Annotated in this window: 25 protein-coding genes and 1 pseudogene; 13 read left to right on the top strand and 13 right to left on the bottom strand. The window is 38.2% G+C overall.

What is annotated here, in order from left to right; translation table 11 throughout:
- Positions 1-105: 105 nt before the first annotated feature.
- Both IGK72_RS12855 and IGK72_RS12850 read left to right on the top strand, forming a co-directional pair.
- Entirely contained in the window at positions 106-1,509 is a 1,404-nt protein-coding gene (locus tag IGK72_RS12855; protein WP_010819094.1) for a PTS transporter subunit EIIC, read from the top strand.
- 1 nt (position 1,510) lies between these two features.
- Positions 1,511-2,977: a family 1 glycosylhydrolase gene (locus tag IGK72_RS12850; RefSeq protein WP_023895436.1), complete on the top strand. Its 1,467-nt coding sequence runs from the start codon at positions 1,511-1,513 to the stop codon at positions 2,975-2,977.
- Between the two features lie 114 nt (positions 2,978-3,091).
- Here IGK72_RS12850 and IGK72_RS12845 read toward each other — a convergent pair whose 3' ends face one another.
- From IGK72_RS12845 to IGK72_RS12825, 5 genes are all read right to left on the bottom strand, one after another.
- Positions 3,092-5,611, bottom strand: coding sequence for a sigma 54-interacting transcriptional regulator (locus IGK72_RS12845; protein ID WP_033627001.1), 2,520 nt, complete (start codon positions 5,609-5,611; stop codon positions 3,092-3,094).
- 147 nt (positions 5,612-5,758) lie between these two features.
- Complete coding sequence (locus IGK72_RS12840; RefSeq protein ID WP_002360964.1) at positions 5,759-6,586, bottom strand: PTS system mannose/fructose/sorbose family transporter subunit IID; 828 nt, start codon at positions 6,584-6,586, stop codon at positions 5,759-5,761.
- Positions 6,583-7,398: a PTS mannose/fructose/sorbose/N-acetylgalactosamine transporter subunit IIC gene (locus IGK72_RS12835; protein ID WP_002365419.1), complete on the bottom strand. Its 816-nt coding sequence runs from the start codon at positions 7,396-7,398 to the stop codon at positions 6,583-6,585. Before IGK72_RS12835 ends, IGK72_RS12840 begins: the two co-directional genes overlap by 4 nt.
- A gap of 16 nt (positions 7,399-7,414) precedes the next feature.
- The gene (locus tag IGK72_RS12830; protein WP_002354800.1) at positions 7,415-7,906 is read right to left on the bottom strand and encodes a PTS system mannose/fructose/N-acetylgalactosamine-transporter subunit IIB; all 492 of its coding nucleotides are present in this window, start codon (positions 7,904-7,906) and stop codon (positions 7,415-7,417) included.
- A gap of 12 nt (positions 7,907-7,918) precedes the next feature.
- Positions 7,919-8,338: a PTS sugar transporter subunit IIA gene (locus IGK72_RS12825; RefSeq protein ID WP_002354802.1), complete on the bottom strand. Its 420-nt coding sequence runs from the start codon at positions 8,336-8,338 to the stop codon at positions 7,919-7,921.
- A 257-nt stretch (positions 8,339-8,595) separates the two neighbouring features.
- Here IGK72_RS12825 and IGK72_RS12820 point away from each other — a divergent pair, with 257 nt between their 5' ends.
- The 3 genes from IGK72_RS12820 to IGK72_RS12810 all read left to right on the top strand — a co-directional run bounded on the left by IGK72_RS12820 (position 8,596) and on the right by IGK72_RS12810 (position 11,456).
- Complete coding sequence (locus tag IGK72_RS12820) at positions 8,596-9,531, top strand: ABC transporter ATP-binding protein (RefSeq protein ID WP_002354809.1); 936 nt, start codon at positions 8,596-8,598, stop codon at positions 9,529-9,531.
- Entirely contained in the window at positions 9,524-10,294 is a 771-nt protein-coding gene (locus IGK72_RS12815; RefSeq protein WP_002354811.1) for an ABC transporter permease, read from the top strand. The genes IGK72_RS12820 and IGK72_RS12815 overlap by 8 nt, the downstream gene beginning before the upstream one ends.
- 187 nt (positions 10,295-10,481) lie before the next feature.
- The gene (locus tag IGK72_RS12810; protein WP_430608826.1) at positions 10,482-11,456 is read left to right on the top strand and encodes a tRNA dihydrouridine synthase; all 975 of its coding nucleotides are present in this window, start codon (positions 10,482-10,484) and stop codon (positions 11,454-11,456) included.
- Positions 11,457-11,513: 57 nt separating this feature from the next.
- Here IGK72_RS12810 and IGK72_RS12805 read toward each other — a convergent pair whose 3' ends face one another.
- The 5 genes from IGK72_RS12805 to rpsN all read right to left on the bottom strand — a co-directional run bounded on the left by IGK72_RS12805 (position 11,514) and on the right by rpsN (position 14,746).
- Positions 11,514-13,049 carry a zinc ABC transporter substrate-binding protein AdcA gene (locus IGK72_RS12805; RefSeq protein WP_023895431.1) on the bottom strand — a complete coding sequence of 512 codons (1,536 nt, stop codon included), beginning with the start codon at positions 13,047-13,049 and terminating at the stop codon, positions 11,514-11,516.
- Between the two features lie 20 nt (positions 13,050-13,069).
- Entirely contained in the window at positions 13,070-13,192 is a 123-nt protein-coding gene (locus tag IGK72_RS12800; RefSeq protein WP_002383181.1) for a putative metal homeostasis protein, read from the bottom strand.
- Between the two features lie 34 nt (positions 13,193-13,226).
- Positions 13,227-14,201: a CobW family GTP-binding protein gene (locus tag IGK72_RS12795; RefSeq protein ID WP_070416061.1), complete on the bottom strand. Its 975-nt coding sequence runs from the start codon at positions 14,199-14,201 to the stop codon at positions 13,227-13,229.
- 15 nt (positions 14,202-14,216) lie between these two features.
- Positions 14,217-14,366 carry a 50S ribosomal protein L33 gene (gene rpmG / locus IGK72_RS12790; protein WP_002354818.1) on the bottom strand — a complete coding sequence of 50 codons (150 nt, stop codon included), beginning with the start codon at positions 14,364-14,366 and terminating at the stop codon, positions 14,217-14,219.
- A 110-nt stretch (positions 14,367-14,476) separates the two neighbouring features.
- The gene (gene rpsN, locus IGK72_RS12785; RefSeq protein ID WP_002354822.1) at positions 14,477-14,746 is read right to left on the bottom strand and encodes a 30S ribosomal protein S14; all 270 of its coding nucleotides are present in this window, start codon (positions 14,744-14,746) and stop codon (positions 14,477-14,479) included.
- Between the two features lie 199 nt (positions 14,747-14,945).
- Between rpsN and IGK72_RS12780 the strand changes: the two genes are divergently transcribed.
- The 8 genes from IGK72_RS12780 (at position 14,946) to lrgB (ending at position 21,748) form a co-directional block, all read left to right on the top strand.
- Entirely contained in the window at positions 14,946-15,344 is a 399-nt protein-coding gene (locus IGK72_RS12780; RefSeq protein ID WP_002386234.1) for an OsmC family protein, read from the top strand.
- Between the two features lie 361 nt (positions 15,345-15,705).
- Positions 15,706-16,428, top strand: a complete 723-nt coding sequence (locus tag IGK72_RS12775) for a methionine ABC transporter ATP-binding protein (RefSeq protein ID WP_002354824.1) — start codon at positions 15,706-15,708, stop codon at positions 16,426-16,428.
- Complete coding sequence (locus tag IGK72_RS12770) at positions 16,425-17,096, top strand: methionine ABC transporter permease (RefSeq protein WP_002354825.1); 672 nt, start codon at positions 16,425-16,427, stop codon at positions 17,094-17,096. Before IGK72_RS12775 ends, IGK72_RS12770 begins: the two co-directional genes overlap by 4 nt.
- A gap of 12 nt (positions 17,097-17,108) precedes the next feature.
- Positions 17,109-17,927, top strand: coding sequence for a MetQ/NlpA family ABC transporter substrate-binding protein (locus IGK72_RS12765; RefSeq protein ID WP_002354826.1), 819 nt, complete (start codon positions 17,109-17,111; stop codon positions 17,925-17,927).
- 91 nt (positions 17,928-18,018) lie between these two features.
- Complete coding sequence (locus tag IGK72_RS12760; RefSeq protein ID WP_002367484.1) at positions 18,019-19,788, top strand: sensor histidine kinase; 1,770 nt, start codon at positions 18,019-18,021, stop codon at positions 19,786-19,788.
- Positions 19,769-20,497, top strand: coding sequence for a LytR/AlgR family response regulator transcription factor (locus tag IGK72_RS12755; protein ID WP_070416062.1), 729 nt, complete (start codon positions 19,769-19,771; stop codon positions 20,495-20,497). The genes IGK72_RS12760 and IGK72_RS12755 overlap by 20 nt, the downstream gene beginning before the upstream one ends.
- A 151-nt stretch (positions 20,498-20,648) precedes the next feature.
- The gene (gene lrgA / locus IGK72_RS12750; RefSeq protein ID WP_002354829.1) at positions 20,649-21,068 is read left to right on the top strand and encodes an antiholin-like murein hydrolase modulator LrgA; all 420 of its coding nucleotides are present in this window, start codon (positions 20,649-20,651) and stop codon (positions 21,066-21,068) included.
- Complete coding sequence (lrgB, locus tag IGK72_RS12745; protein WP_002354830.1) at positions 21,065-21,748, top strand: antiholin-like protein LrgB; 684 nt, start codon at positions 21,065-21,067, stop codon at positions 21,746-21,748. The genes lrgA and lrgB overlap by 4 nt, the downstream gene beginning before the upstream one ends.
- Positions 21,749-22,049: 301 nt before the next feature.
- On the opposite strand, the gene IGK72_RS12740 is transcribed toward lrgB, so the two are convergent.
- The 3 genes and pseudogenes from IGK72_RS12740 to IGK72_RS12730 form a co-directional block, all read right to left on the bottom strand.
- Complete coding sequence (locus IGK72_RS12740; protein ID WP_023895429.1) at positions 22,050-22,343, bottom strand: hypothetical protein; 294 nt, start codon at positions 22,341-22,343, stop codon at positions 22,050-22,052.
- A complete protein-coding gene (locus tag IGK72_RS12735; RefSeq protein ID WP_070416063.1) occupies positions 22,324-24,393 on the bottom strand; it encodes a hypothetical protein in 2,070 nt (689 codons plus the stop codon). Before IGK72_RS12735 ends, IGK72_RS12740 begins: the two co-directional genes overlap by 20 nt.
- Positions 24,394-24,931: 538 nt before the next feature.
- Positions 24,932-25,792 (bottom strand): annotated as a pseudogene (locus tag IGK72_RS12730) (IS110 family transposase); the annotation flags it as partial.
- Positions 25,793-25,810 lie beyond the last annotated feature (18 nt).

The following is a 25,810-nucleotide window of genomic DNA, read 5'->3' as shown; positions in this document are numbered from 1 at the left end:
GAAAACGATTATTGAAAGCGTTTTTTATAATTGTATAATTCAAGTATAACTAGTGATTGATATTTGTACAAGTATTGAAATACAAGTTGAATAGGAGGGTTATTGATGGATGTTCAAAAATTATGTCAAAGCATTTTGTCAAACATAGGCGGAGCCAAAAATGTGAAAAGTGTTACTCATTGTGCAACTCGCTTGCGTTTAACGTTAAATGATGAAGAGAAAATACAGCAAGAGTCTATAAATGATTTAGACGGCGTAATGGGCAGTATTGTTACCGGAGGACAATATCAAATAATTATTGGTCAAAGTGTCGGAACTGTTTATGCACACTTTACTCAGTTGCTGTCAACTGAGTCTGAAAGTGATCTGAGTCATCAAGAAATGGCCGAGCCAAGTAAACCATCAAAAAAAGGGATTATTCCACAAGTATTAGATACAATTACAGGTATTTTTACACCGCTGTTACCTGCAATCACCGCTGCAGCAATGATAAAAACAGTACTGGTGCTTTTAGATTTGTTCCATTTAATTGATCCTGCAGGTGGTACTTATCAAATTTTGACATTTGCTGGCGATACTGCTTTTTATTTTATGCCTGTTTTAGTCGCTTATTCTGCCTCAATAAAGTTTCGTTTGAATCCTTATTTAGGAACAATTATAGGTATGCTACTGCTACATCCGACCTTTGTTTCATTGGTAAGTGAAGGTAAACCATTAAAGATGTTTGGCTTTTTACCAATTACGTTAGCTAATTATAGTTCAACTGTGATTCCAATTATCTTAATTATATGGGTAGCTTCCTATGTGGATCGTTATGTCGAACGTTTTTGTCCTGAGTCAGTAAAGTTTTTCTTGCGGCCATTAGTGACATTTTTTATTATGATTCCTTTAGCTTTGGGAATTATTGGTCCATTAGGAAGTTGGGTTGGACAAGGATTAGGAATTGTCTTAAATTTAGTTCAAAATTATGCTGTTTGGGTGCTACCATTTATTTTTGGTGCGTTATCGCCAGTCTTCATTATGACTGGCATGCATTATGCGGTAACAATTCCTCTCGTTTTACAATCTATCAGTTCCAATGGATTTGATATGTTAGGAATTGGGTTTTTAGTTTCTAATTTTGCTCAAGCAGGCGCAGCAATTGCTGTAGGTCGCTTTGCAAAGAGTCAGAAAGTACGAGGGTTGGCTTTTTCTTCAGGATTTACTGCACTGTTAGGAATTACCGAACCAGCTTTGTATGGCGTGAATTTAAAATATAAAAAACCGTTTTTAGCAGTGATTATTGCTGGTGCAATAAGTGGTTTACTTGCGGGTTTTCTGAATGTTAAGCGAATGACTTTTGCGCCAACAGGAATTACGACATTGCCTATTTTTATTGATCCAACGAATCAATGGAATTTTATTTTTGCAATTGTCTGTGCAGTGGCTAGTTTTATTTTAGCTTTTATTATAACGAGTGGTCTAGTTTATAAGGACCAGTATTTACGTAATGAATTGGAGGAAAAGTAAAATGACTTACACATTTTCAAAGGATTTTTTATGGGGCGGGGCTATTTCGAGTGGTCAAGCAGATGGTGGTTATTTAGAAGATGGCAAAGGTGTGGATACACAATCAATGCGTTACTTTGACCCTAACTGGAACCGTGAAGAACGGAATCGAAACAGAGATATTAATATGACCAGTGAGCGTTTCGAGCAAGCACTAGTTGCAGAAGGCGATCGCAATTATCCCTTTAGAAGAGGAATTGATTTTTATCATAGATATAAAGAGGATTTAGCGTTGTTTGAAGAAATGGGGATGAATATTTTCCGAACATCCATTGATTGGTCGCGCATTTATCCAAATGGGGATGACGAGAGACCTAATGAAGCAGGAATACAATTTTATGTTGATCTATTTACTGAATGCCAAAAAAGAGGAATGAAAGTCTTTGCTACAATGCTTCACTATGGGATTCCAGTTAATTTAGTGACCAAATATGGTGGTTGGAAAAGTAGAAAGACTATTGATTTTTTTGAAGTCTATGCACGTACATTGTTTGAGCGTTTAGGTGATTTAGTGGACTATTGGCTACCTTTTAATGAAATTAACTGTAATAGATTTAATCCGTACAATGGGTGTGCCGTTATTGAAGATCAAGAAGAAAACTATAACCAAAGTATTTTTCAAGCAGGACATAATCAGTTCGTGGCAAATGCAAGAGCAATTAAAGCTGCAAAAGAAATATTAGGCGAACCAATGATTGGTGGAATGATTGCACGATTTACAACATATCCTGCGACCTGTAAGCCAGAAGATGTAATGCAAAGCATTTTGGATGAGAACTATAAGAATTATTTTTATACGGATGTTTTAGCACGAGGGAAATATCCTAGCTATACAAAGCGAATGTTTGATGAGTTAGGAATTACGATAGAAGTCGCTCCTGGAGATTTAGAATTATTAGCAGAGAATAAAGTAAACTTCCTATCATTTTCGTACTATATGTCAATGATAACTAGTGTCAGTCCTGATTATGAAATTACCAGCGGAAACTTACTAAGTGGGATGAAAAATCCTTACTTAGAAACAAGTGACTGGGGATGGCAAATTGATCCAATTGGTTTGAGAATTTCTCTAAACGAGATGTATGATCGCTATCAATTGCCGCTGTTTATTGCTGAAAATGGGTTAGGTGCTTATGATCAAGTAGAAGAGGATGGCGCAATTCATGATTCTTATCGGATTGACTATTTAGAAAAGCATTTACAACAAATGAGTGAAGCAATTGCTGATGGTGTAGAGCTTTTAGGCTATACTATGTGGGGAATCATCGATATCATTTCATGTGGAACCATTGAAATGTCTAAACGGTATGGTGTTATTTACGTGGATAGTGATGATGCAGGGAATGGAACGCTTGAAAGAAGTAAAAAAGATTCATTTCATTGGTATAAAGAGGTTATTTCTACAAATGGAGAAAGTTTGAATCGGTGATTTGCTGTTAGTGAAGAAAAATAAAAAGGATATCTATTGAGATCCTTTAGTAAAGAGAGCTTGGGCCATAAGTCGAAATAACTTACGGCCCAAGCTCTTTCCCATCTCCCTCAATCACCGAGAAGACAAAATTTCATAAATCACATAGAGTTCCCAGTTGGAAATCTCTATTCGATAAAACTGTTCTAGGGTATAGAAAATGTTTTTAGCATTTTGGAAAAATGGTTTTTGGTTAATGGTTAGTTCCTCTAGGTTAGCAGGGATTTCATAGTCTTCAACGCCGAGCATTGTCCGTTCTACCATGAGCGCGTTGTGCATCATTAAGTTAAATTTCATTTTGCCGCTGAGTGTGAGGTCGAAGCGTTTTTCAATGTTTTTTGTAACGTTTTCGACTTGTTTAATAATGACGTCAGGATTTAGAAATTCTAGTTTTTCTGACAAGCCTTCTTTCGAGAAGAAGTGAACAAATTCGTTAATCATGCTATCAATGTTATTGGGATGCATCAAGTTTTGGAAAGGTTCCATCAACTGGGTTCCTGCATCTTCGTCTAACATGTCTAAGAGATTCACGCTAGCAACATTCGTATGATTGTCTAAGTAGGACGTCGTCAAAATGAGCGAGGTTTCTTTTAAATAATTTTCTTCGGCGTTGGCAATGTCTAACGTGTTTACCAAATCTTTGTATTTTAAGGTAATGACTTTAATGTCAGTATACAGGTATTTTTGACAGATTTGTTTGATTTGCTTGGCAATATCCAGACCTGAAATACTAGAGACAATGATATTTTTTTCCACTGAAAAGCCTTCAAAGTACTGTACATCGGTTTTAAATTTTTTTTCAGCGGTTTTAGCAATACCATAGAAAAGTTGTTCGTTCATTAATTGATGACCAATTTCCAACGCATAGGCAGTGGTCAGGTTGTTGATCACCAAGAGTTCTCCAAGAATTTGCGGTTTCAAACTTTTATAAAGTTGTGTCAGGGAACCCATATCGACGAGCATAATGACGCCTTGTGATGTGTCCCGCTGAGAAAGCCACTCTTTAACTTCGGCGACGATATCTCTGACCGAAGAGGTTAAGGGCATGTTAATCGCATCAAAAATATAGGTACCACATAATTTGTTGGCAACGGCTTGAATACTTGTGGCAGTCGATTCACCATGCGCCACGAGGAGCGCTTGGTAAGGAATCGTTTCAGAAATTTCCCCGCTGAGTAATACAGATAAGAGTACCTCTGTCAAGAAACGGTATTCTTCTGGCAGCGGACTGACTAAGTTTTTCACGAGGGAAACCGTTCGCGGATAGTGTTCTTTTAACTGTGCTTGGACTGGAAGGAGCATTGTTTCGTTAAATGTTGGCGGTAAAATTTTCAGCAATTTAGCAACATCTTTCATCGGTTTTTCAGTTTGTTCAGGTTGGTTAATAATTAGTTTGTTTTTGGTTTGGACTTCCGTGACTAGGTTTTGTAAAAAGTAATCATTTTCTAAGGTTATTTCATCGTCTAAACAATATTTAATGAATTGTGTCAGTTCAGTTTTTAAGTGGGCCAGTGTTTTTTCTTTTGTAAATAAGGCTTCAAATGTTGCGAAAATATCGGAAGAAAGTGTGTCTTCTTCTAACACTTCTTTGTCTAAAGGAATCGCAATCATTGGTTGAGTCGCATCGCCAATGACGACGGGTTGATTGGGCAAAGTTTTTCGTAATTGCGACGCGCAAAGGAGCTGCACTTTGTTGGATAAACTTCCCACGTTGCCAGGTTCGTCATTTTCTAATAATGCCGTAAAGATTTCTTCGTCCACGTTGATGTCTTTGGTCATTCGTTTCGCTTCTCGGTGGAATAAGTTTTTTAAAATCGCAATCCGTTCTCGAATGGGGCGCTCTTTGAAGTTCGGAAGTGAGACGATTACGGAAATTCGGCGATAAAAGGTTGGTAATAAGACTTTTTTCGGGTTTTCGGTGGTCGCAAATAGTAGCCGGACCTTGGAATGCACCATTTTTCCTTCTTCACCAATAGGGCGGAAGGTTCCTGTATCCATAAACTGAAAGAGTTTTTCTTGGTTTTCGTTGGATAATCGATGTACTTCATCTAAAAAGAGTACGGAATTATTGGCTTGGGCCAAGAGTCCTTGCTTTTCTGATTCAGCTCCAGTAAATGCGCCTTTGGTATGGCCGAAGAGAATGGATGACAGTAATTCGGGATTGTTGGCATAATCGGCACAGTTAAAGGTGTAGAATTTTTCCAGGCCAATGATTTGTTCATTTTTCAGATACTCATAAATCAGCTTTGCCAAAAAGCTTTTGCCGACGCCACTGGCTCCATGGATTAATAAAGGCATACCCAATGGGGGATACAACATAGCGGCTTTGCATTGTTCGATGGCTTTTTTGGCGCTGCCTTGGCTACCGATGTATTGTCGAAAAACATCGGTCGTGGGGGTTGTTGCACGGGTTAATTGCCAATAAACGGGTTTTTTTCCCGTTTGTTGGACTTCACCTTTTTCCAATAATTTATTTAAGTATAAGCTGGTTACCGAGCGGCTTAATTGAATTTTTGTGGCAATTTCTTGTGTGCTCATCGGGGTGTTGCTGGTTTCTAAAATATCAACTAAGTGTTGGTAGGTCTCCAAGCGCATGATTCATCGTCCTTCCAAAAGAGAGGTCGGGACAGGGGTTGCTTCTGTTCCCGCCGTTTATCAGCTTTTAAGCCTGAGATAAAAATCACTTTGGATTTTTGTCTCAGGCTCTAAGTGTTTAATAATTAAATGTTTATTGTTTCAATTTTAACAGATGCCTAGTAATCCTAGCAAGATGCCTAAGAACATGATACCAAACATCACCACGTTAACATTGACTTTTTTGCGTAATAGCCAGAAAGCAAGTAACGTCACGGCTAATGGTACGATACCGACGAATAGTTGATCCAAATAGTCTTGGATTTTAACTACGTCTTCGCTTCCTTTAACGGAAACTTCAAGAATCGTTTTGAATTTTACATTTGAAGCAGTCATACTGCCCATCATCATTAAGCCTAGCATACTTGATACTTTTGTGAGTATCTTCATTCCGCCTGATTCGTACATTTTTTGGATAAAACTTTCACCGATTGAATAGCCGCTATACAACGCATAATAGTGAATCAGGAACGCAGGAACGTTGTATAAAAGTAAGAAGACAATCGCCCCTAATGGCGAACCAGTGCTGGCTAATGAAATCCCAATACCGGCAGCAATGACACGCAAGATGCCCCAGAAGAAGGAATCACCGATGCCTGAAAGTGGCCCCATTAGTGAGGCTTTAACTGCTGTAATAGAGCTAGCATCAAAATTTTCGTCTTCACTGTTTTGTTTTTCCATCGAAGCAACGAGCCCCATGATGAAGTTATTGATATGCATGGTTGCATTGAACCAAGTGGTGTGACGCACCAATGCCTCGGCCCGTTCTTCCTTGGTTTTATAAAAACGATTGATAACTGGGAGTAAAGTGTACATGACACCCACTGCGTGGTATTGTGTAGCTCCTGTCCGGCTAGCGTTCATCGTCCAAGAACGCCAGAAAACAGAGCGCATCATTTTTTTCTCTTCTTTAGATAAATTCTCTTTTAACTTCATGCGAAAAAGTCCTCCTCTTCGATTTCTTTTGCGCTGCCTTCAACCGCAGAAGACGCCGCAGGTTTTCTTTTTAGAATGTCGCGGAATTCTACATCCCGTTGGGCACTCACGACACAAATTACTGTCCCGATAACCGCCACCGCAACGGCTGGTAATTGTAGGTATGCGGTTAAAACAAAGCCTAAAATGTAAAAGACGGCTAATTTATTATCCCATAACAGTTTCATTAACATAGCAAACCCAACGGCAGGTAAAAGTCCGCCAGCTGCGCTTAAGCCGTTCATCAAATTTTGTGGAATGCTTTCAACAAACAGATTTACTGGCCCGCTTCCTGCTAAAATTCCGATAAATGAAATCGAAGCGATGATTAAATAATAAATAATCCACGTTCCGTAATGCAGTGTCACAACCATTTTTTGGTTGCCTTCACGTGCTGCTTTGTCAAGAGAAGGAGCAAAGATATTCATAAAGACATTTTTTAAAAACATCACCACGAAAGCGGCTAACATCCCAATTGGTACGGCTAACGTCATGGCGGCTTTTTGTTCGACATTTGAAATAATTGCAAACGTTGTGGCTAAAGTAGTCGCAGTTACAGGTTCCGCTGCGATAACACCACCGATATTAACATTTCCTAAGAAAATTGCTTCCAGAGAGGCCCCCATTAGAACCCCTGTTTTCATGTCGCCCATTAAAATTCCTGTGACTAATCCAACGACTAAGGGACGTTCCATCATACTTTGACCAGTTAAATAATTCCCAGCAAAACAGATAAATACAGCTAAGGCTGCCATTGTTGCGTGCATAAGCATTGTTCATTTCCTCCTTTTAATTGACGGCTTGTTTTAGACTTAATTTTGAGTTGGTTGGCAGGACTTGGTTATAGCTTTCCACGTGAGTCAAACTGGCTAATTCTTTGGCAGCTTCTAACTCTTCAGGGTTTAATTGGACACTTGGGAAAACCATTGTTTTGGTGGCTGGATCTGATTTATCAAAGCGGCCAGCGTTGGCAACATTCACACTTTCAATATCTGTCACGTTTTTCGCAATTTTAGTAGCATCCGCTACACTGTTCACAATTACAAAAATTCGTTTGTCTTTGCCACGAGGATCATTGAAGACATCAATCGCATCATCAACTGAGCGAATTAATAGTTTCATGCCATTAGGGACAGCCATTTTTAACGTCATTTGCATTACTTCGTTTTTGGCTGCTTCATCATTCGCTACAACTAATAAGGGGGCATTCAATTCTTTGGTCCAAACTACGGCTACTTGGCCGTGAATTAATCTGTCGTCTACTCGTACTTGTGTAATCATTTTAATTTCCTCCTAAAAAAAGTTTTCTTCTTCATTTGATGGGTTTAATTCAACGAATTGAATTTGTGCTTCAGCAATTGCTGCTTGAATATCTTCTTTGGTTAGCTTTTCGCCTTCTTTTAAGAAAATCAGCGACAAGGCAATGGCTAAATTGGCATTGGAAATGATAAAAACATTGTCTGGTTTTGTCGTCATGACTTCTTGAACAATTTTTTGATTGACACTACCACCATATAAATCTGTTAAAATAATAGCTTGTTCTTCTGCGCCAAGGGACTGAAGAAACGTTTGAATAATTGGCGTGTAGTCCTCAGGAGTCACATAGGCATTGATGACCGCCAGCTCTTTTCCTTTGTCTGCGAGAATATCCAAGGAACTTTGGAAGCCTTTCGCTAAGTTTCCGTGACTAGCAATTAAAAATTTTCTTTTCATTCTTTTCACCTCACTTTTATATAAAGCAAGTTCTGTGCCAAAAAAAGAGAACTCTAAATCCTTGATTTGAAAGGGTTTTGACGCTCTTGAAACTGTTTAAACAGTTTCAAGTCAAAATAAACACGTTAATCGTTGGCTAGTTTGTTGTTGAAAAATAGCTAAGCAAAACTGTGAAATTTAATCAAAATAACCCCCGTTTTTATCGAGAAGTGTTACAATAATATTCATGAATATTTATACATTAAGGAGAGTTACGAATGACTGATGCTCTTGTGATACAAGATTTACGCAAAGTGTACGCTTCAGGTGTTGAAGCGTTGCGGGGGATTGATTTAACAGTCGAAGAAGGCGATTTTTATGCTCTTTTGGGACCGAATGGCGCAGGAAAATCAACGACGATTGGGATTGTGACCTCGTTAGTTAATAAGACTTCGGGGAAAGTCAAAATTTTTGGGTATGATTTAGATACGGAAATGGTGCGGGCGAAGCAACAGATTGGGTTAGTGCCGCAGGAGTTTAACTTCAATCCGTTTGAAACGGTCCAGCAGATTGTGGTCAATCAAGCGGGCTATTATGGGGTGTCTCGTAAAGAAGCCATGAAACGGAGTGAAAAGTATTTAAAACAATCCAATTTATGGGAAAAACGGAACGAACGGGCGCGAATGCTTTCTGGCGGAATGAAACGTCGCTTGATGATTGCTCGCGCGCTGATGCATGAGCCGAAGTTATTGATTTTAGATGAACCAACTGCAGGTGTCGATATTGAATTGCGCCGTGAAATGTGGGCCTTTTTACAAGAGTTAAATGCGCAGGGAACCACGATTATTTTGACGACCCATTACTTAGAAGAAGCTGAGATGTTGTGTCGCAACATTGGGATTATTCAGTCTGGTGAATTGATTGAAAACACCAGCATGAAGCACTTGTTAGCAAAATTACAATTTGAAACGTTTATTTTTGATTTAGCACCTTATACGCAGGCGCCAGTTATTGAAGGCTATCAAAGCGTATTTGAGGACGAGTTAACGTTAGCGGTGGAAGTGGAACGAAACCAAGGAGTCAATCACTTGTTTGAACAGCTAAGTCAACAAGGAATCAAAGTATTGTCAATGCGGAATAAGTCCAACCGTTTGGAAGAGCTCTTCTTGAAGATTACCGAGGATACGTACCAAAGGGAGGATCAACATGTTTAGTCTGTATTTTACTGCTTTAAAAAGTTTAGCTGTGAAGGAAACCAACCGTTATTTACGGATTTGGGTCCAAACACTGGTACCGCCAGTAATTACGACGTCCTTATATTTTGTGATTTTCGGGAAAATGATTGGCGGGCGAATTGGCGACATGGGCGGTTTTTCTTATATGGAATTTATCGTGCCAGGTTTAATTATGATGTCAGCCATTACAAGTTCGTACGCCAATGTTTCATCTTCCTTTTTCTCACAAAAATTCCAGAAAAATATCGAAGAAATTCTCGTGGCGCCAGTTCCAACTCATGTGATTATTTGGGGATTTGTGATTGGGGGCGTTGGTCGTAGTATTTTGGTCGGTGCGTTAGTCACCATCATTTCTCTATTTTTTGTGCCATTGCACGTTGTTTCTTGGCTGATGGTCATCATGACTTTATTGATGACAGCGATTCTTTTTTCTTTAGCTGGTTTGTTAAATGGTATTTTTGCGCAATCCTATGATGATGTATCGATTGTGCCGACCTTTGTGTTACAGCCTTTAACCTATTTGGGTGGGGTTTTCTATGCCATTTCCATGTTGCCGCCATTTTGGCAAGCTGTCTCGAAAGTTAATCCGATTGTTTACATGATTTCTGGGTTCCGCTACGGTTTCCTAGGGGTTCAAGATGTGCCAATTGGTATTTCTATGACCATTTTAATCTTATTTATTGTCGTTTTATATGGCATTTGTTGGTACCTTGTAGAAACAGGGCGTGGTTTACGTAGTTAAGCCGTAAAAAGATTACACTGTCTGAATCACTCATTCTAGCGAGCAGATTCAGACAGTTTTCTTGTTTCTAAGTATGCCTTTTTTGATTCTTCGTGCATTTCCCTGTATAATAGCAATGTTTCGCACCAGAATATGTCGACAATTGTCGTTGAAAATAAAGAAAAAATCAGAAACGGAGTATATGAAGATGAGCAAGAATTTTTGGGCAACATTGCCAAAGCCCTTTTTTGTTTTAGCACCAATGGAAGATGTCACTGATGTGGTCTTTCGTCATGTCGTGAAAGAAGCTGGGGCACCAGATGTGTTTTTTACAGAGTTTACTAATTCAGATAGTTATTGTCATCCTGAAGGGAAAGACAGTGTGCGCGGGCGCCTCGTTTTTACAGAAGATGAACAGCCGATGGTGGCACATATATGGGGGGATAAACCGGAATTTTTCCGTGAAATGAGTATCGGCGTAGCGGAGATGGGCTTTCAAGGGTTAGACATAAATATGGGCTGTCCTGTGCCCAACGTGGCTGAGCGTGGAAAAGGCAGCGGGTTAATTTTGCGCCCAGAAGTCGCGGCTGAATTGATTGACGCCGCCAAAGCAGGTGGCTTACCTGTTAGTGTCAAAACACGCATTGGGTTTACTGAAATGGCGGAAATGGAGGCATGGATCACGCATTTATTAGAGCAAGACATTGCGAATCTATCCATTCATTTGCGAACACGAAAAGAGATGAGCAAAGTGGATGCTCATTGGGAGGTCATTCCGCAAATTATGGCTATTCGGGACTGTGTCGCACCGCAAACGACAATTACGATTAATGGGGATATTCCCGATCGTCAAAAGGGCCTAGAATTATCAGAACAATATGGTGTAGATGGCATCATGATTGGCCGGGGGATTTTTAAAAATCCTTATGCCTTTGAAAAAGAACCCAAAACGCATACGCCACAAGAATTGCTGGGCTTGCTACGTTTACAATTGGATTTGCAAGACAAGTATGCAGAATTGGTGCCTCGCTCCATCGTTGGGCTGCATCGCTTCTTCAAAATTTATGTCAAAGGCTTTCCAGGTGCCAGTGATTTAAGAGCACAATTAATGAATACAAAATCAACGGATGAAGTGCGCCAGTTGTTAGCGACGTTTGAAGCAGAACATGGTGTGCTTGACTAAATAAAAAAAGAGAGGAGGTAGCATTTTAGCTAATGCTACCTCCTCTCTTTTGAATGTTTAATGCGCAATCATTTCTTGGGCAATTTCTTGTTTACTTAAGTCGCTTGGATAATACGTTGGCCAGTTGTCCATTTCATTGAACAGACTTTCTTGGCTATCGCCGCCGAAGAAGATGTGGAAATGAGCGGCTTTCGTTGGTGCAATGTTGTGGTCGCTAAATTGGACGTATTTAAACCGCCCAGCATTGGCATCGTCTGTTTCAAAAAGGAAACGGACGCCACGGTTGCCTTTTGCATAGTTTAAAATTTTATAACCGGCTGCTTTATAGGTGAATTTTTGTGGTTTGCCATTGACCAGAAATTCAATGGTGGAATCAGTGATGTTGATGTGGTCGACATCGGTTTGATAGCCGGCATCATAGTAGGTTTTGTATTCGGCTGGTGTTTTATCTTTTTTCAGTTTCGCTTTGTAATCGAAGACTTGGTCTAATGTACCATCTTTTAATAAAGGATAGACGGATTGCCAATTTCCAGCGTAATCTGTCAGTGTTCTCTCAGCCACCTCACTGTCTTTGAAATAGCCGTTAGCCACGGTTTTTTCTGTTTTTTCAGAGGTTTCTGGCTGAACCTCTTTCCCAGCTGTATCTGTTGTTTTTTTCAAAGCAGTTAAGTTTTCTTTCATTACAGAAAGATAATCTTCGCCATTGTCCATTTGTTTTTGTGTCAAACTTTCTAGCGGGTTTAGGACCTCCAATTGAACATTTGCTTCGTCAGCTAACGTTTTAGCAATTTTATCGTTGGCATTTTTTTCAAAATAAATATAGCGAATTTGATTGTCTGTGACATATTTTTTCAACTCTGCCAAACGCCCTGCAGTGGGCTCTTGTTCAGGTGTTAAACCAGCTATTGGCACTTGTTTTAAGCCGTAATCTAAGGCAAGATAACCAAATGCAGCATGTTGGGTAACAAAACTTTTTTGCTTAGCGTCTTTCAAAGCTGTTTGGAACTCTTTGTCTAAGGCTGTTAATTTTGTTAAGTATTTTTCTGCGTTTGTTTCAAATGTTTTGGCTTTTTTAGGGTAAAGTTTGACTAATTGTTCTTTGATGTTTGTAACTTCTTGGATGGCACGATGGGGTGAAACCCAAGTATGCGGGTCTAATTCATGGTGGTGGCCTTCTTCGCCATGTTCGTGGTCATGGTCGTGTCCGTCTTCGTCACTGCCAGGAAGTAAGACCATGTTTTTGGTACCTTTAATGACGTTCGGGGCTCCTTTTTTCCAGCCTTTAGCAGCTTTTGGTACCCAAGATTCCATATTTTCATTGTGATAAACGAAAACATCCGCATCATGGATGGTAGCCATATCTTTGGCGGATGGTTCATAATCGTGTGGTTCAGAACCAGCAGGGATTAACAATTTGACGTCTCCTTCATCGCCTACAATATTTTTAGTGAAATCGTACATAGGATAAAAAGTCGTGACAATGGATAGTTTTTCTTTACCGTCAGCGGTTTTATCAGAGGTGTTTGTTTTGCCGCAAGCGCCGAAAAGGATTAGCGATAATGCGGCTAACAGGGGAAGAGTAAATTTTTTCATAGGTGTGCTCCTTTAGTGAATTACGCAATTTTCTTTTGTTTATTGCGCTTATGTTCTTTAATGATTTTAAGTGCGCGTTTTCGTGTTTTGATGTTGGGACTTTTCAGTCGACGATAAGCGCTAGATAAGTCAGTTTTTTCCATTATATATAGGACCTCCATTTCGTAAAAAATTAATTTACGGAGTAGCTATTTTGTTGAGGGTTTGAAAGGTTTCTTGAATTTTTTTTGTCTCTAATTCTTTGCCAATCAGAACAATTGTCGTTTCTTGAGGGGGTTGATTCGTCATTTGAAAGGCCACTTGCTGGTTGACGCCTTGCATGGCAATGGCCAAGTCATGCTCCTGTAAGGCGAGAATCCCTTTGAAACGGTATAACTTTTCCTGATGCGTATACATTAACCAATCAAGCCAACGAGTGAAAAGAGGTTTGTTGAGGGCTGAGGACGCCGTTAGCGTGAGGGAGTGAAAGGTATGGTGATGATGCTCGTGGGCGTGCTCATGCGGGGAATGAGTCATTTCGTGTTCTGTAAGTGTTGCTGTAAACTTATTTAATTGAAAAAAGTCACTAGCCAAAAGAGGCTCGTTGGCTTGAAAGGATAAAATATCAGCAAAAGGATTAATGGTACGAAGGGTTTCTTGGAACGTTGGTAGCTGAGTGATGTCTGCTGGTTCCTTGACAGAAAAAAAGAGGCGATCTGCTAAGGCCATTTGTTTGATGGCTTCGGCTTCTTGAAGCTGCTGTTGCCAATGATGCCCATCAACGACCGTTAAGAGACTGTCTATATAGAAATGATTTTTGATATGCGGGGTCGTTAAAATTGTTTGAATGATTGGTTGCGGATCAGCAATGCCCGTTGTTTCTAAAATGACTTGGGCAATGGGTTGTTGTTCTTCTTGGTACACTTCTAAGATTGCTGATAAATAGGCAAGAAGATCTCCTCGTAAGCTGCAACACATGCAACCGTTATTTAATTGAATAATTCGTTCCGTGGTTTGTAAAAGTAATGCGTGGTCAACGCCTGTTTGACCAAATTCATTTTCAATAATAATAATTTCTTCTTTAGAAAACGGTGACTGCGCAAGCGCATGGTTAATTAAGGTTGTTTTTCCTGCGCCTAAAAAGCCAGAAACAATGGTGATTGGAATGCCCATCAAGTTTTCCTCCTGTTATTTGACTTCAGTGAAAAGTGCGCGGCGCCGTAGTTTTGGTGAATATTTTTTCAGCTGTAATTTTTCTGGTGTATTTCGTTTGTTTTTACTTGTTAAGTAAAGGCGCTCGCCAGTTTCAGCGCAAGCTAACGTAATGGTTTGGCGCATAGTGCCGTCCTCCAATTTGATTTTTTTAATTGCGTATAAAAGATAAAGGGGGCTGCGAGGTCAGCCCAAATGCGACTGTCCTCGCTAGTTGTCTTTATCGAAATAATGAGTTACCAGCTTGCTTTTTTGACGCCAGGAATCAAGCCTTGGTGAGCCAATTCACGAAAACGAATCCGAGACATGCCAAATTTACGCATGTAGCCACGTGGGCGCCCATCTGTTTGATCGCGGAGTTTTAAGCGACTTGGATGAGCATCTTTTGGCAATTTGCTAAGACCTTCATAATCGCCAGCTTCTTTTAAGGCTTGGCGAATAGGCGCATATTTTGCAATCATTGCTTGTTGTTTTTTTGCTTTAGCAATTTTTGATTTTTTAGCCATAAGGCACTTCCTTTCTTTTTGGATTTATAAAATCTAAATCGTAATGGTTACGATTTGAACGGAAGTATATTATCAGGTGTTACGTTGTTTGTCAAGTGAGAATTTTGTTTTTTTAGGACTTGCTAAGTTGAGAAGTTAGAAATGTTTGTTTTAGCGCTGTTTTGTAGTATCTTTTAAGAAAGAGTAAAAAGGAGTGAAGATGGCAATGGTAGAACGTTTGACGATTATTCGTGGTGTGGAAAAATTTGAATTACAAACGAAAACAGCGCGCTGGGTGTTAGCAAAAGAAGAGGGATATTCGCCGGTTCAAATGCTCGTTTCGGCAATTGGCGCTTGTGGGGGATACGTGTATCAATCCGTTTTGGAAAATTCGCACATTCCCTTTGAGTTTGAAAAAATAGAAGTCACGTATTCAAGAGAAGTAGAGAGACGCGCACAACCATTAAAACAGGTGACGATTCTCTTTTATGTGACTGTTCCAGAAGCCTTTCAAGAACGGGCGACACGGTGTTTGAAGCTTGTCTCCCCAAACTGTCCAGTGATTCAATCATTGGCTGAAAGAATTACTGTCGAAGAAACAGTTGTATTTAAAAAGTAAACCATTAGAGACATTATCGTTACGAGCGCTTTTCCCTTTTTGGATGCCTCGTTTCTGAGAATGTCTTTTTTTAGAGGAGCGTAGGGAAATAGCTGTAGAAACAGGAAATTTTTAATTCATTTGTACAAAATAATACAGACAAAAAACAGATAGTGTTTTTTTCACAAATAAAAAGGTTGCTTTTTTTTCTGTTTTAGTAGATGATGTAAGTAGTTACATCTCTGATATAACGCTGTTTTTCGAAACGTGTGTTATTTTTTAATTCGTAATAGTTTTTTTAAATCGTTTCACAGAATTACTTTAATTGTTATACAGTTTTTTTAGTTGTTATAGTTTGTTTGTCGGCCTTTAGGAGGTAATCATGATTGAGTTAGTGAATGTGTCGAAAGTCTATCAAGAGACACACGCGTTAAAAAATATTCACTTTTCTGTCCAACCAGGAGAAATCGTTGGGATTGTTGGGAAAAGTGGCTCTGGCAAGTCCACGTTGTTACGTTTGTTGAATTTAATGGAACAACCGAGTGAAGGGGAGATTCGTATTGATGGCAGAAATGTTCAAACCTTCTCTAAAAAAGAAGTTCGCCAGCAGCAACAACAAATGGGGATGGTGTTTCAGCATTACAATTTGTTAGAAAATTTGAAAATTTATGATAATGTTGCGTTGCCTTTGAAACTTTTAAAAGAGAAACAGCCTGAAAAAATTGAGCGTTTATTAACGTTTGTTGATATGGCCCATAAGGCAGAAGCGTATCCTGCTCAGCTTTCTGGTGGGGAAAAACAGCGTGTCTCTATTGCTCGAGCGTTGAGCCGTAATCCAAAATGGTTATTATGTGACGAGGCAACGAGTTCATTAGATGAAGAAAATACAGAAAGTGTCGTTCGACTATTACATAAGACGCATCAGGAATTCCGACCGACTATTTTCTTTGTTAGTCACGAATTAGAAACCGTGAAGCGCTTATGTAATCGTATCTTAGTGATGGAAAAAGGTCAGTTAATTGGCGAATTTCTGAATAATCCTCAGCAATATGAGGAAGAACCGCTTTCCTATTTAGAAAAAGTGGAAAGGAGTTTGCGTCCATGACTTTTTCAGAAACCTTTGCCGAATATTGGCCATCTATGCTGATTGGTTTAAAAGAAACAGGGATTATGATGTCGATTTCGATGGCTATCTGTTTGCTTGTTGGCTTGCCTTTAGGCTTAGGACTATTTTTGGCTAATCCGAAAGTCAAAGGGCATCAACCTTGGCTGTATTGGGTTTTAAATTTCATTGTAACTGTTATTCGCTCGTTTCCTTATTTATTATTTGTGATTGCGTTGATTCCAGTCACTCGTTCTGTTTTAGGAAAGGCATTTGGCCCAATTCCTTCATCTGTGCCATTGAGTATTGTTGCGATCGCGATTTTTGCTCGCTTGGTTGAACAAGTGCTGTTGGATGTTCCAGAAGAAATTTATTTTTTAGCTAATTCGTTAGGTACCTCGAAAGTCCAATACATTTGGCACTTTTTATTGGTGGAAGCACGTAGCGGATTGGTTCTTGCTTACACAACCACGACAGTGAGTATGGTTTCATATTCCACGGTGATGGGTGTTGTTGGTGGCGGCGGGATTGGCGATTTTGCAGTTCGTGTCGGGTATCAACGGTATGAATACGGTATTATGTATGTTGCCATTGTGATTATGATTGCACTGGTCTTCATTTTACAAATGCTTGGGAACTTCATTGCCCAAAAACTAGACAAAAGAAAGTAGGAGGACAAAAGAATGAAGAAGTTTTATTTAGCAACATTCGCTGTTATTGCAACAGTTATTTTAGCTGCCTGTGGGGGAAATAAACAAGCAGACCAGAAAGAAGACAAGGAGATTACCGTGGCCGTGCAATTGGAATCTTCAAAAGATATCTTGGAGATTGCCAAGAAAGAAGCTGAGAAAAAAGGGTACAAAATTAACATTATGGAAGTGAGCGACAATGTTGCCTACAACGATGCCGTGCAACATGACGAAGCGGATGCTAATTTTGCGCAACATCAACCCTTCATGGAAATGTTTAACAAAGAGAAAAAAGCTGATTTAGTGGCTGTGCAACCGATTTATTATTTTGCTGGTGGTTTCTATTCAAAAGAATACCAAGATGCGAAAGATTTACCTGAAAATGCCAAAGTGGGGATTCCTAGCGATCCAACCAATGAAGGTCGTGCTTTAGCAATTTTAAATGCAAACGGCGTGATTAAATTAAAAGAAGGTGTCGGCTTTAACGGCACGGTGGCAGATGTCGTGGAAAATCCTAAAAACATCACTTTTGAAAGCATTGATTTACTGAATTTAGCTAAAGCCTATGATGAAAAAGACATTGCTATGGTGTTCTGCTACCCAGCCTACTTAGAACCTGCTGGTTTAACAACGAAAGATGCGATTTTGTTAGAAGATGAAGAAGCAAGTAAACATTACGCATTGCAAGTTGTGACACGTAAAGGCGAAAAAGATAGCGAAAAGATCAAGGTTTTAAAAGAAGCGATGACAACAAAAGAAGTTGCTGAATACATCAAGAAAAATTCTAAAGGTGCCAATATTCCTGCGTTTTAATGAATAGAAAAAATGAAGCCTCTTTTTTGAGAAGCTTCATTTTTTTCTTTTCCTTGATTTATAGTATAGTTAATAGGAAGGAGGTGCCGGTGTGGTCGAATTATTTATTTTAATGATGGAACGGGTGGGCTTAATTATTTTACTGGCCTTTCTTTTAGTGAATGTGCCTTATTTTAAGCGTGTTTTATTAAGTCGTGAAAAAATGTCTTCAAAAGTTCAGTTGATTTTGATTTTTGGTTTATTTGCTATTATTTCTAATTTTACAGGTATCGAAATCGCTAAGAATCAGATTGTCCCCAATAATTTACTAACCTATTTAAGCAGCAATGCTTCCATTGCGAATACGCGTACGTTAGTAATTGGCGTTTCTGGATTAGTAGGTGGTCCGATTGTCGGCAGTACGGTTGGTTTAATTGCTGGCTTTCATCGGGTTATTCAAGGTGGAGGGCATAGTTTCTTTTATGTGCCTGCTTCTTTAATTGTTGGCTTAATTGCCGGTTTTTTAGGGAGCCGCATGGCAAAGCAAACCGTTTTTCCGTCTGCCGGCTTTTCTGCCATTGTCGGAGCGTGCATGGAAATGATTCAGATGATTTTTATTTTCTTTTTCAGCGGTGATCTAGCGGATGGGGCCACGTTGGTTCGTTTTATTGCGCTGCCGATGATTTTGTTAAATAGCGTAGGAACGTTCATTTTTATGTCGATTCTAACAACGACATTGAAACAAGAAGAGCAGGCCAAAGCGGTTCAGACGCACGATGTTTTGGAATTAGCAGCGGAAACACTGCCATATTTTCGAGAAGGACTCAATAAAAATTCCAGCAAAAAAGTTGCGGAGATTATTAAGCATTATACAAAAGTCAGTGCGATTAGCATGACAAACAGTCATCAAATTTTAGCTCATGTTGGCGCAGGAAGCGACCATCATATTCCAGAGCTAGAAGTCATCACGGAACTTTCTCGGGAAGTGTTACGGACGGGCCAAATGACCATCGCGCATGCCAAAGAAGAAGTTGGTTGTTCGGACCCTAATTGTCCGTTGCAAGCGGCGATTGTGATTCCATTATTTTCCCATCAGCAAATTGTTGGCACCTTAAAAATGTACTTTACGGATCCAGCGCAGTTAACGCATGTCGAGGAACAGTTAGCAGAAGGTCTTGGGACAATTTTTTCTTCACAAATTGAATTAGGGGAAGCGGAAGTACAATCAAAATTACTTAAAGAAGCTGAAATTAAATCCTTGCAAGCGCAAGTGAACCCGCATTTCTTCTTTAATGCCATCAATACTATTTCCGCATTAATGCGGAAAGACAGTGAAAAAGCGCGGAAACTATTGCTCCAATTAAGCAAATACTTTCGAGGTAACTTGCAGGGAGCCGTGCAAACTACGATCCCAGTTTCACAAGAACTAGAACAAGTAAAAGCCTATTTGTCATTAGAACAAGCACGGTTTCCGAATCGTTATCAAGTAACATTTGACGTGGAAGAAGCGGTTGCTTCAGAAAAAGTACCGCCGTATGCGATTCAGGTGTTAGTGGAAAATACCATCAAGCATGCATTTGGCAGCCGGAAGGAGAACAATCAAGTTCGGGTAGTGGTCAAAGCAAAACAACATAAATTACATGTGGATGTGTATGACAATGGGCAAGGGATTCCTGAAGAACGCCGCTTGCTATTAGGAAAGACGACAGTGACTTCGGAAAAAGGCACCGGCACGGCACTGGAAAACTTGTCCCGCAGAATGGCGAACCTTTATGGATCAGAAGGTTGTTTTTTAATTGAAAATTTAGAGACAGGCGGGAGCCATGTTCATTTAGAAATCCCGATGGAACAGGAGGAATTAGATGCACGTATTAATCGTTGATGATGAGCCCTTAGCACGAGAAGAATTGAGCTATCTTGTTTCCCAACATCCGCAAGTGACGAGCGTTGCAGAAGCGGATTCTGTAGCGGAGGCAATGGAAGAGATGATGGATCAAAAGCCAGATTTGTTATTTTTAGATATTCATTTGACCGATGAAAGCGGGTTTGATTTAGCGGAAAAATTAACCCATCTTAAAAAAGCGCCCTACTTGGTCTTTGCAACCGCCTATGATCAATATGCGTTAAAGGCCTTTCAAGTGAATGCAAAAGATTATATTTTGAAACCTTTTGAAGAAGAAAAAATAACACAAGTCATTGAAAAAGCATCGAAAGAAATGGTTCAAGCTGTCCCAGAAAATACTGCTGAAAAAGGACCGAAATCTGAAGCAATACCTATTCAAGGGGAAGACCGCATTTATCTTGTGGCGCCAGAAGATATTTACCTCGTTTCTGTCGAAGAACGGCAACTGAGCATTTTTGTGGATCAACAGGTCTACAAGATGACAGGGACCCTCAACAGTATCGAACAGAAATTACCTACCACGCTCTTTATTAAAACGCATCGAAGTTTCATCTTGAATCGAACAAAAATTCAAGAAATTCAGCCGTGGTTTAATAACACGTTGCAAGTAATTTTAACCAACGGCTCAAAAGTACCTGTTAGCCGTTCATACGTCAAAGAATTTAAAGAAAAACTTGGCTTAAGTTAAAAAATCACCACTTGAAATGTCGAATGCATTTCAAGTGGTGATTTTTGCATTTGGTGAAGAAATTCTGGCATTTCATGAAAAAAAGCCCTTAAAAAAACGTTTTCTTTATATACTTAACCCATAGAAAACAGACAAAAGGGAGCGAAGAAGAATGGAAAAGAAAGTATATTCATTTTTACAACAAGCAGCAGTTTTTGCCATTATTATGTTAATCGCCAACGGCTTGGCGTTCATTTCCCCAATACCAATGCCTGCTTCAGTAATTGGCATGGTGTTATTGTTCATTGGTTTATGTACAAAAGTTGTTAAATTGGAGCAAGTGGAAGGGCTAGGAAATAGCTTATCAACAGTTATTACATTTTTATTTGTTCCTTCAGGGATTTCCTTAGTTAATTCTTTAGGGATTATGCAACAATTTGGCGTTCAAATTGTTTTTGTTATTTTAGTAGCGACACTAGCGTTACTAGCAACGACTGGTTGGACGGGCGCCTTTTTATTGCATATGAAAGATGCTCGAAAAGAAAAAGAACCCGCAGCAACGAAGAAAGCGAAAGGAGAGGTTCGCGCATGAATCCGTATGTTGGCATTATTATTTCATTAGCTGTATTTGGCATAGGTACTTGGTTGTTTAAAAAAAGTAAAGGTTTCTTCTTATTTACGCCATTATTCGTTGCGATGATTTTAGGCGTTGTCGTTTTAAAAGTAACAGGAATTAGTTACGAGCAATACAATGAAGGTGGCAAATATATCAGCTTCTTTCTAGAGCCTGCGACAGTAGCGTTTGCGATTCCTTTATATAAAAAGAGAGACGTGTTGAAAAAATATTGGTTAGAAATTTTAACGGCGTTAACAATTGGTTCTTTTGGTTCGCTAGTGGCTGTTTATTTTGCAGGAAAAGTGATTGGCATGGATAATCATTTAGTGGCCTCAATCTTACCACAAGCAGCTACAACAGCGATTGCCGTACCTATTTCTCAAACTGTTGGCGGCATTGCTTCCATTACGGCGTTTACTGTAATCTTCAATGGTGTACTAACCTATGCCTTGGGCCGAATTGCATTGAAATGGTTTAAAATTAACAATCCAATCGCCAAAGGTTTAGCTTTAGGTGCGGCCGGACATGCCCTAGGTGTGGCAGTAGGCATGGAAATGGGCGAAACAGAGGCTGCTATGGCTAGTATTTCTGTCGTAGTGGTTGGCGTAGTTACTGTTTTAGTAGTTCCTTTCTTTGCAACGGTCATTGGTCTATAAAAAAGTGGGCTTCCCCACTCTTTTATGAGTAGCTAATTTCTATCAGCTAACAGTCTCTGCTTATTCTGTGAATGCTAGTTATCACTAATCCGCAGGCTCGGAGTTAAAATGAGTGTAAAAAAGAGCGTGGGACAGAAGTGTTAACTTTCATAAGGACAAATAATAATACTAAATGAGATGGACTCGCCCATATAAATAGACCTTCGTAAAAGAAGGTCTATTTATTTCTATTAGCTCATTCAGTGAAATAGTATTCGAAGATACAACATTTTACCAAGATGAAATCAAAAAATACTAATTGCTATAGAGAATCTACTTCCTTGTATAATTCATTAACTTCCTTCTTTAGCACATCTCTTTTAGAAATAAAATCCTCTAAATTATTTAATATATTTTCATATACAATTTTATCAGCTGGATTTTGGATCGTTTCTATATCAGTATTACAAAAATCAGAAATATCTGTTAGTTCGCTTTCATATATTACTTTCATTAGATTGAGTATTGCATTTTTATTAACTTTATTGATATTTTCATATTTTATCCCATCGATAGAAAATGTGGGATTTCCTTCTTCAATTTTCAAGATTATCATATATTCTTCTCCTATTCTTAAATGCTTTTTCTCCTGCTTCCATAGTTGAAATCAATGCAACAAAGTTCTTCATAGTTTTTCCGCACTGAGATTTAAGTTCCTTTGATGAAAATGCTCCTGTGTAAACCTTATAGCATTCTTCCTTTTCTACTCCATTTCCAAACTCATCTTCGTCAAAATCAGTATAAATTATATAATTTGGGTTCATCAGTGTACCCATAGTGCTATTGTGAGTTACAACAAATACTATTGAGTTCTCTGCTATTTCATTTATTTTAGGGATTATACTTTCGTTTATAAAAACATTGTCAAATGATGCTTCGGGTTCATCTAAGAGTAGAACATCATAATTCCTAGCATCATCAATACTATCCAACAAATTGAATTCTGCTCTTTCTCCTCCAGAAATAGGAGAACCGTTTTTATTTACAACGCTATATTGGATTTTGAAAAGGGCTTTATATAAATCACTTTCAGGAATACCTTTATCTTTTAAGGACAAAATAAAATGAAAAGGCTGTTCATATAAACTCTTAAATTCAGTTGCAATTCCAGTACCTGTTTTTAAAGCCGCTTTTACCTCTGATGTATTTTCGAATGGTTGTTTTTTTACTATAGACTTAAATCTATTTAACTTTGTTTCCTTAATAACACTTTCTTTTTTTAAAGCATTAATAGTTCGGTTAAATCTGCGAACGATTTCATCTTGCTTGTACGCTTTATAGAAATCTACTTCATCAATAAGATTTCTTGATGATTTATTCCTTAATGCCTTTTTAACCTCTGAACTAATTAAATCTACCTCCATTTTTAACTTGTATTCCAAATACAAATACTTATATTTAATAATTGCTTTATCTAAAAGCTGCTTCAAACTACTTTCATCAATATATTCTGAAATCATTTCTTTATAGGTTTTTGTAGTATATAAGTTAATTAATGAATCAATCACTTTCTTGAGTTCAGAAGGCTTTAGGGGGTTAAATTTAACTTCGGTATACAATCTTTGTTTAGAATACTCATCATTTAAATACTCTTGTTCTGCAAAATCTATTAATGATGATAGGTATTTTTCTAGTTCATCGGAGTAATTGTGACTAATCTCCATCATCTCTGTGATGAGATTTTTGACTGGAGACAAGTAGTTTTCCACAATATTCTCTTGCTTGGACTTAATAACCTTTTCAAATTTTTTATCAGTACTTTCATTCGTAATCTGGAACTGTTTTATATACTTCACGTTTTCAGATGAGAAAGACTCAATAATTTGATCTAACGTATATGTTTTACCAGAAGAACGTTTTCCTACAATTAAATTCAATTTTGTAGATGCTACAGTTCCGTCAGATAAAATTTGAAATAAATCATCATTTTTACTGCTAGACAAAAATACATTTCTTCTATCTCCAAGAATTAGTTTTAAGCTTCCAACATTAATGTCTTCAATTTCTAAATAAGTTAGTCTGATTGGAAATTTTTTATTTCTCTCATTATTTTGATACTCATTTAAATTATCTTTTGATATTCTTAAATCACTGAATAAAACTGGCACTAGGTCATTAGGGTTATTCTTTACAACTTGAAATTTTTTTGGACTATTTACTTCTCCAGCAAAAATGTTGTTACCAAATTTTTTAAGCGTGGTCTGATTTATTTTTGGTTTCTTCTTGTAGTGAGGAATCAAAAGATATTCTTCATAATTAGAAAAAATTTCCTCGAACTCTTCAAAATCAATCCACTTTTTATTATCATTAATGGACTCATTCAGTTTTAAACATTGTTCATTAAACACATCTACCTTATTTTCTGGACATAAAACTAATAAATGGGCGTTATCAATATCTACTTCGACGCCTGGAAGAACAATACAAGGAAGTTTACTTTTTATGTCTTCGTATTGTTTGATGTCAAATAGATTATGATTAGTGATAGCGATTGCATCTAGCCTCATATCGTTGACGTAAGACTCTAAAAACTCAAATGAAAATTCAAAATTTACATCGCTAAACTTGTTAGGTAATGTGTGAATATGAAAATCCACCTTTTTCATTTCCTGTTTCACTCCTTATCTTCTAAATTAATGAATATTTTCAATTTGTATTTATTATATCATGTTAGCAAATATTAACTATAGCAATTATCTATTAAATAATATTTTGAAAATAAACATTAAAGAGCAAATCATACATTATTGTCGCAAAGCCTCACAACTCCAACCATTATAAGCTTTTTTCTTGTCCAATTTATTAGTCTTCCCAATTAGTAAGCCTTACTATATAGATGTAACAATAAATATATACTTAGGAGGTTTTCAATATGCGGAGACTAAAGACACAACAATCCAATAATTTGGATAAACTTGACAAGATAAAATCGGATATGCACGAGTTAGTAGCATAGACGACAGACAAAAGTTAGGCTTTGAAGTTTAGAAAGAAGCGTTAAAGAGTTGTAACATTATTTTCAGTGAGAAACAATCGAGAGACAACGGCAACCGCCCAGAACTAGCTAATCCAATAGAACTAGCAAAACAGTTATCTCTGTCTGGCAAATCGGTTACTTTACAAATTTACAAGCTAGACCGCTTAACTCGTAAAACGCCGAATATTCTCTAGTTCACCAATAATTAGTCCTGCAGAAAGTTCCCCAATTCCAGGGATACTTTGATAGAAATCAAATTCTATTGTTCGTTTTGCAGTTTCAACTAGCTGTTTGGTGAGTTGATCTTTCGTCATCAGTAATTGTTTCAATTGTCGGGCATAATACACGACTTTTTGAACAGAAATGCTTTGAATAGGTTCTGCTGGATAAGAATTTTGTGCTTTAGCCAAGGCTTTTTGATTGGAAATTTTTTTATCCGTATTTTCTTTAACACATTTTTCAGCTTGTTTTGACTTAAGTGTGCCAAGTAATCGGGATGAGGGAAAAGTTCTACAAGATTTAAGGCGAGTTTTGATAACCTGTTCGAATTCTGGAAATGGTAGTTGTAAAGCGGTATGAAGGTTCATTCTCATGTGTTTAATGTCACTTTCAATTTGTTGATAAAAGCGTGCTAAATCACGTGTTTGTTCATAGATTTCTGATTGTGATTGTTTTTGTTTCCGCAGAAATTGACCGTGCGTTTGTGCGAGACGATGGGCATCTCGTTTATTCGTTTTTACTGAACGTAAGTCACTATTCAGTTGCCTTTTTGCTTCTAAAGGGTTGAATAAACAATAAGTGAAATGATTCTTTTGACAAAACGTTTCAATGGCTATTGAATAAACCCCGGTTGCTTCAAAAACAATCTGTGGTCGTTCTGGAAGAGCATAGATTTCTTGAAGAAGTGCATTGAAATGTGTTTTATCGTGAAGAATTTCTTGTTCAAAAAGACAAGTAGTTTCATGATAAATAACGGCGTAACTTTTTCCCATTGAGACATCTAAAGCAAGTACATACATGATTTTCATCTCCTGAAAAGTGTTGAA

Source organism: Enterococcus sp. DIV0183 (assembly GCF_050541505.1).
In the GTDB taxonomy this organism is placed as follows: domain Bacteria; phylum Bacillota; class Bacilli; order Lactobacillales; family Enterococcaceae; genus Enterococcus; species Enterococcus faecalis.
The sequence above is the reverse complement of the archived record's forward strand: the minus strand, read 5'-3'. Positions and strand labels throughout refer to the sequence as shown.

Coding starts and splice junctions, on each gene's coding strand:
- IGK72_RS12855 (WP_010819094.1), top strand. CDS start 106: ATGGATGTTCAAAAATTATGTCAAAGCATTTTGTCAAACATAGGCGGA.
- IGK72_RS12850 (WP_023895436.1), top strand. CDS start 1,511: ATGACTTACACATTTTCAAAGGATTTTTTATGGGGCGGGGCTATTTCG.
- IGK72_RS12845 (WP_033627001.1), bottom strand. CDS start 5,611: ATGCGCTTGGAGACCTACCAACACTTAGTTGATATTTTAGAAACCAGC.
- IGK72_RS12840 (WP_002360964.1), bottom strand. CDS start 6,586: ATGAAGTTAAAAGAGAATTTATCTAAAGAAGAGAAAAAAATGATGCGC.
- IGK72_RS12835 (WP_002365419.1), bottom strand. CDS start 7,398: ATGCTTATGCACGCAACAATGGCAGCCTTAGCTGTATTTATCTGTTTT.
- IGK72_RS12830 (WP_002354800.1), bottom strand. CDS start 7,906: ATGATTACACAAGTACGAGTAGACGACAGATTAATTCACGGCCAAGTA.
- IGK72_RS12825 (WP_002354802.1), bottom strand. CDS start 8,338: ATGAAAAGAAAATTTTTAATTGCTAGTCACGGAAACTTAGCGAAAGGC.
- IGK72_RS12820 (WP_002354809.1), top strand. CDS start 8,596: ATGACTGATGCTCTTGTGATACAAGATTTACGCAAAGTGTACGCTTCA.
- IGK72_RS12815 (WP_002354811.1), top strand. CDS start 9,524: ATGTTTAGTCTGTATTTTACTGCTTTAAAAAGTTTAGCTGTGAAGGAA.
- IGK72_RS12810 (WP_430608826.1), top strand. CDS start 10,482: ATGAGCAAGAATTTTTGGGCAACATTGCCAAAGCCCTTTTTTGTTTTA.
- IGK72_RS12805 (WP_023895431.1), bottom strand. CDS start 13,049: ATGAAAAAATTTACTCTTCCCCTGTTAGCCGCATTATCGCTAATCCTT.
- IGK72_RS12800 (WP_002383181.1), bottom strand. CDS start 13,192: ATGGAAAAAACTGACTTATCTAGCGCTTATCGTCGACTGAAAAGTCCC.
- IGK72_RS12795 (WP_070416061.1), bottom strand. CDS start 14,201: ATGGGCATTCCAATCACCATTGTTTCTGGCTTTTTAGGCGCAGGAAAA.
- rpmG (WP_002354818.1), bottom strand. CDS start 14,366: ATGCGCCAAACCATTACGTTAGCTTGCGCTGAAACTGGCGAGCGCCTT.
- rpsN (WP_002354822.1), bottom strand. CDS start 14,746: ATGGCTAAAAAATCAAAAATTGCTAAAGCAAAAAAACAACAAGCAATG.
- IGK72_RS12780 (WP_002386234.1), top strand. CDS start 14,946: ATGGCAATGGTAGAACGTTTGACGATTATTCGTGGTGTGGAAAAATTT.
- IGK72_RS12775 (WP_002354824.1), top strand. CDS start 15,706: ATGATTGAGTTAGTGAATGTGTCGAAAGTCTATCAAGAGACACACGCG.
- IGK72_RS12770 (WP_002354825.1), top strand. CDS start 16,425: ATGACTTTTTCAGAAACCTTTGCCGAATATTGGCCATCTATGCTGATT.
- IGK72_RS12765 (WP_002354826.1), top strand. CDS start 17,109: ATGAAGAAGTTTTATTTAGCAACATTCGCTGTTATTGCAACAGTTATT.
- IGK72_RS12755 (WP_070416062.1), top strand. CDS start 19,769: ATGCACGTATTAATCGTTGATGATGAGCCCTTAGCACGAGAAGAATTG.
- lrgA (WP_002354829.1), top strand. CDS start 20,649: ATGGAAAAGAAAGTATATTCATTTTTACAACAAGCAGCAGTTTTTGCC.
- lrgB (WP_002354830.1), top strand. CDS start 21,065: ATGAATCCGTATGTTGGCATTATTATTTCATTAGCTGTATTTGGCATA.
- IGK72_RS12740 (WP_023895429.1), bottom strand. CDS start 22,343: ATGATAATCTTGAAAATTGAAGAAGGAAATCCCACATTTTCTATCGAT.
- IGK72_RS12735 (WP_070416063.1), bottom strand. CDS start 24,393: ATGAAAAAGGTGGATTTTCATATTCACACATTACCTAACAAGTTTAGC.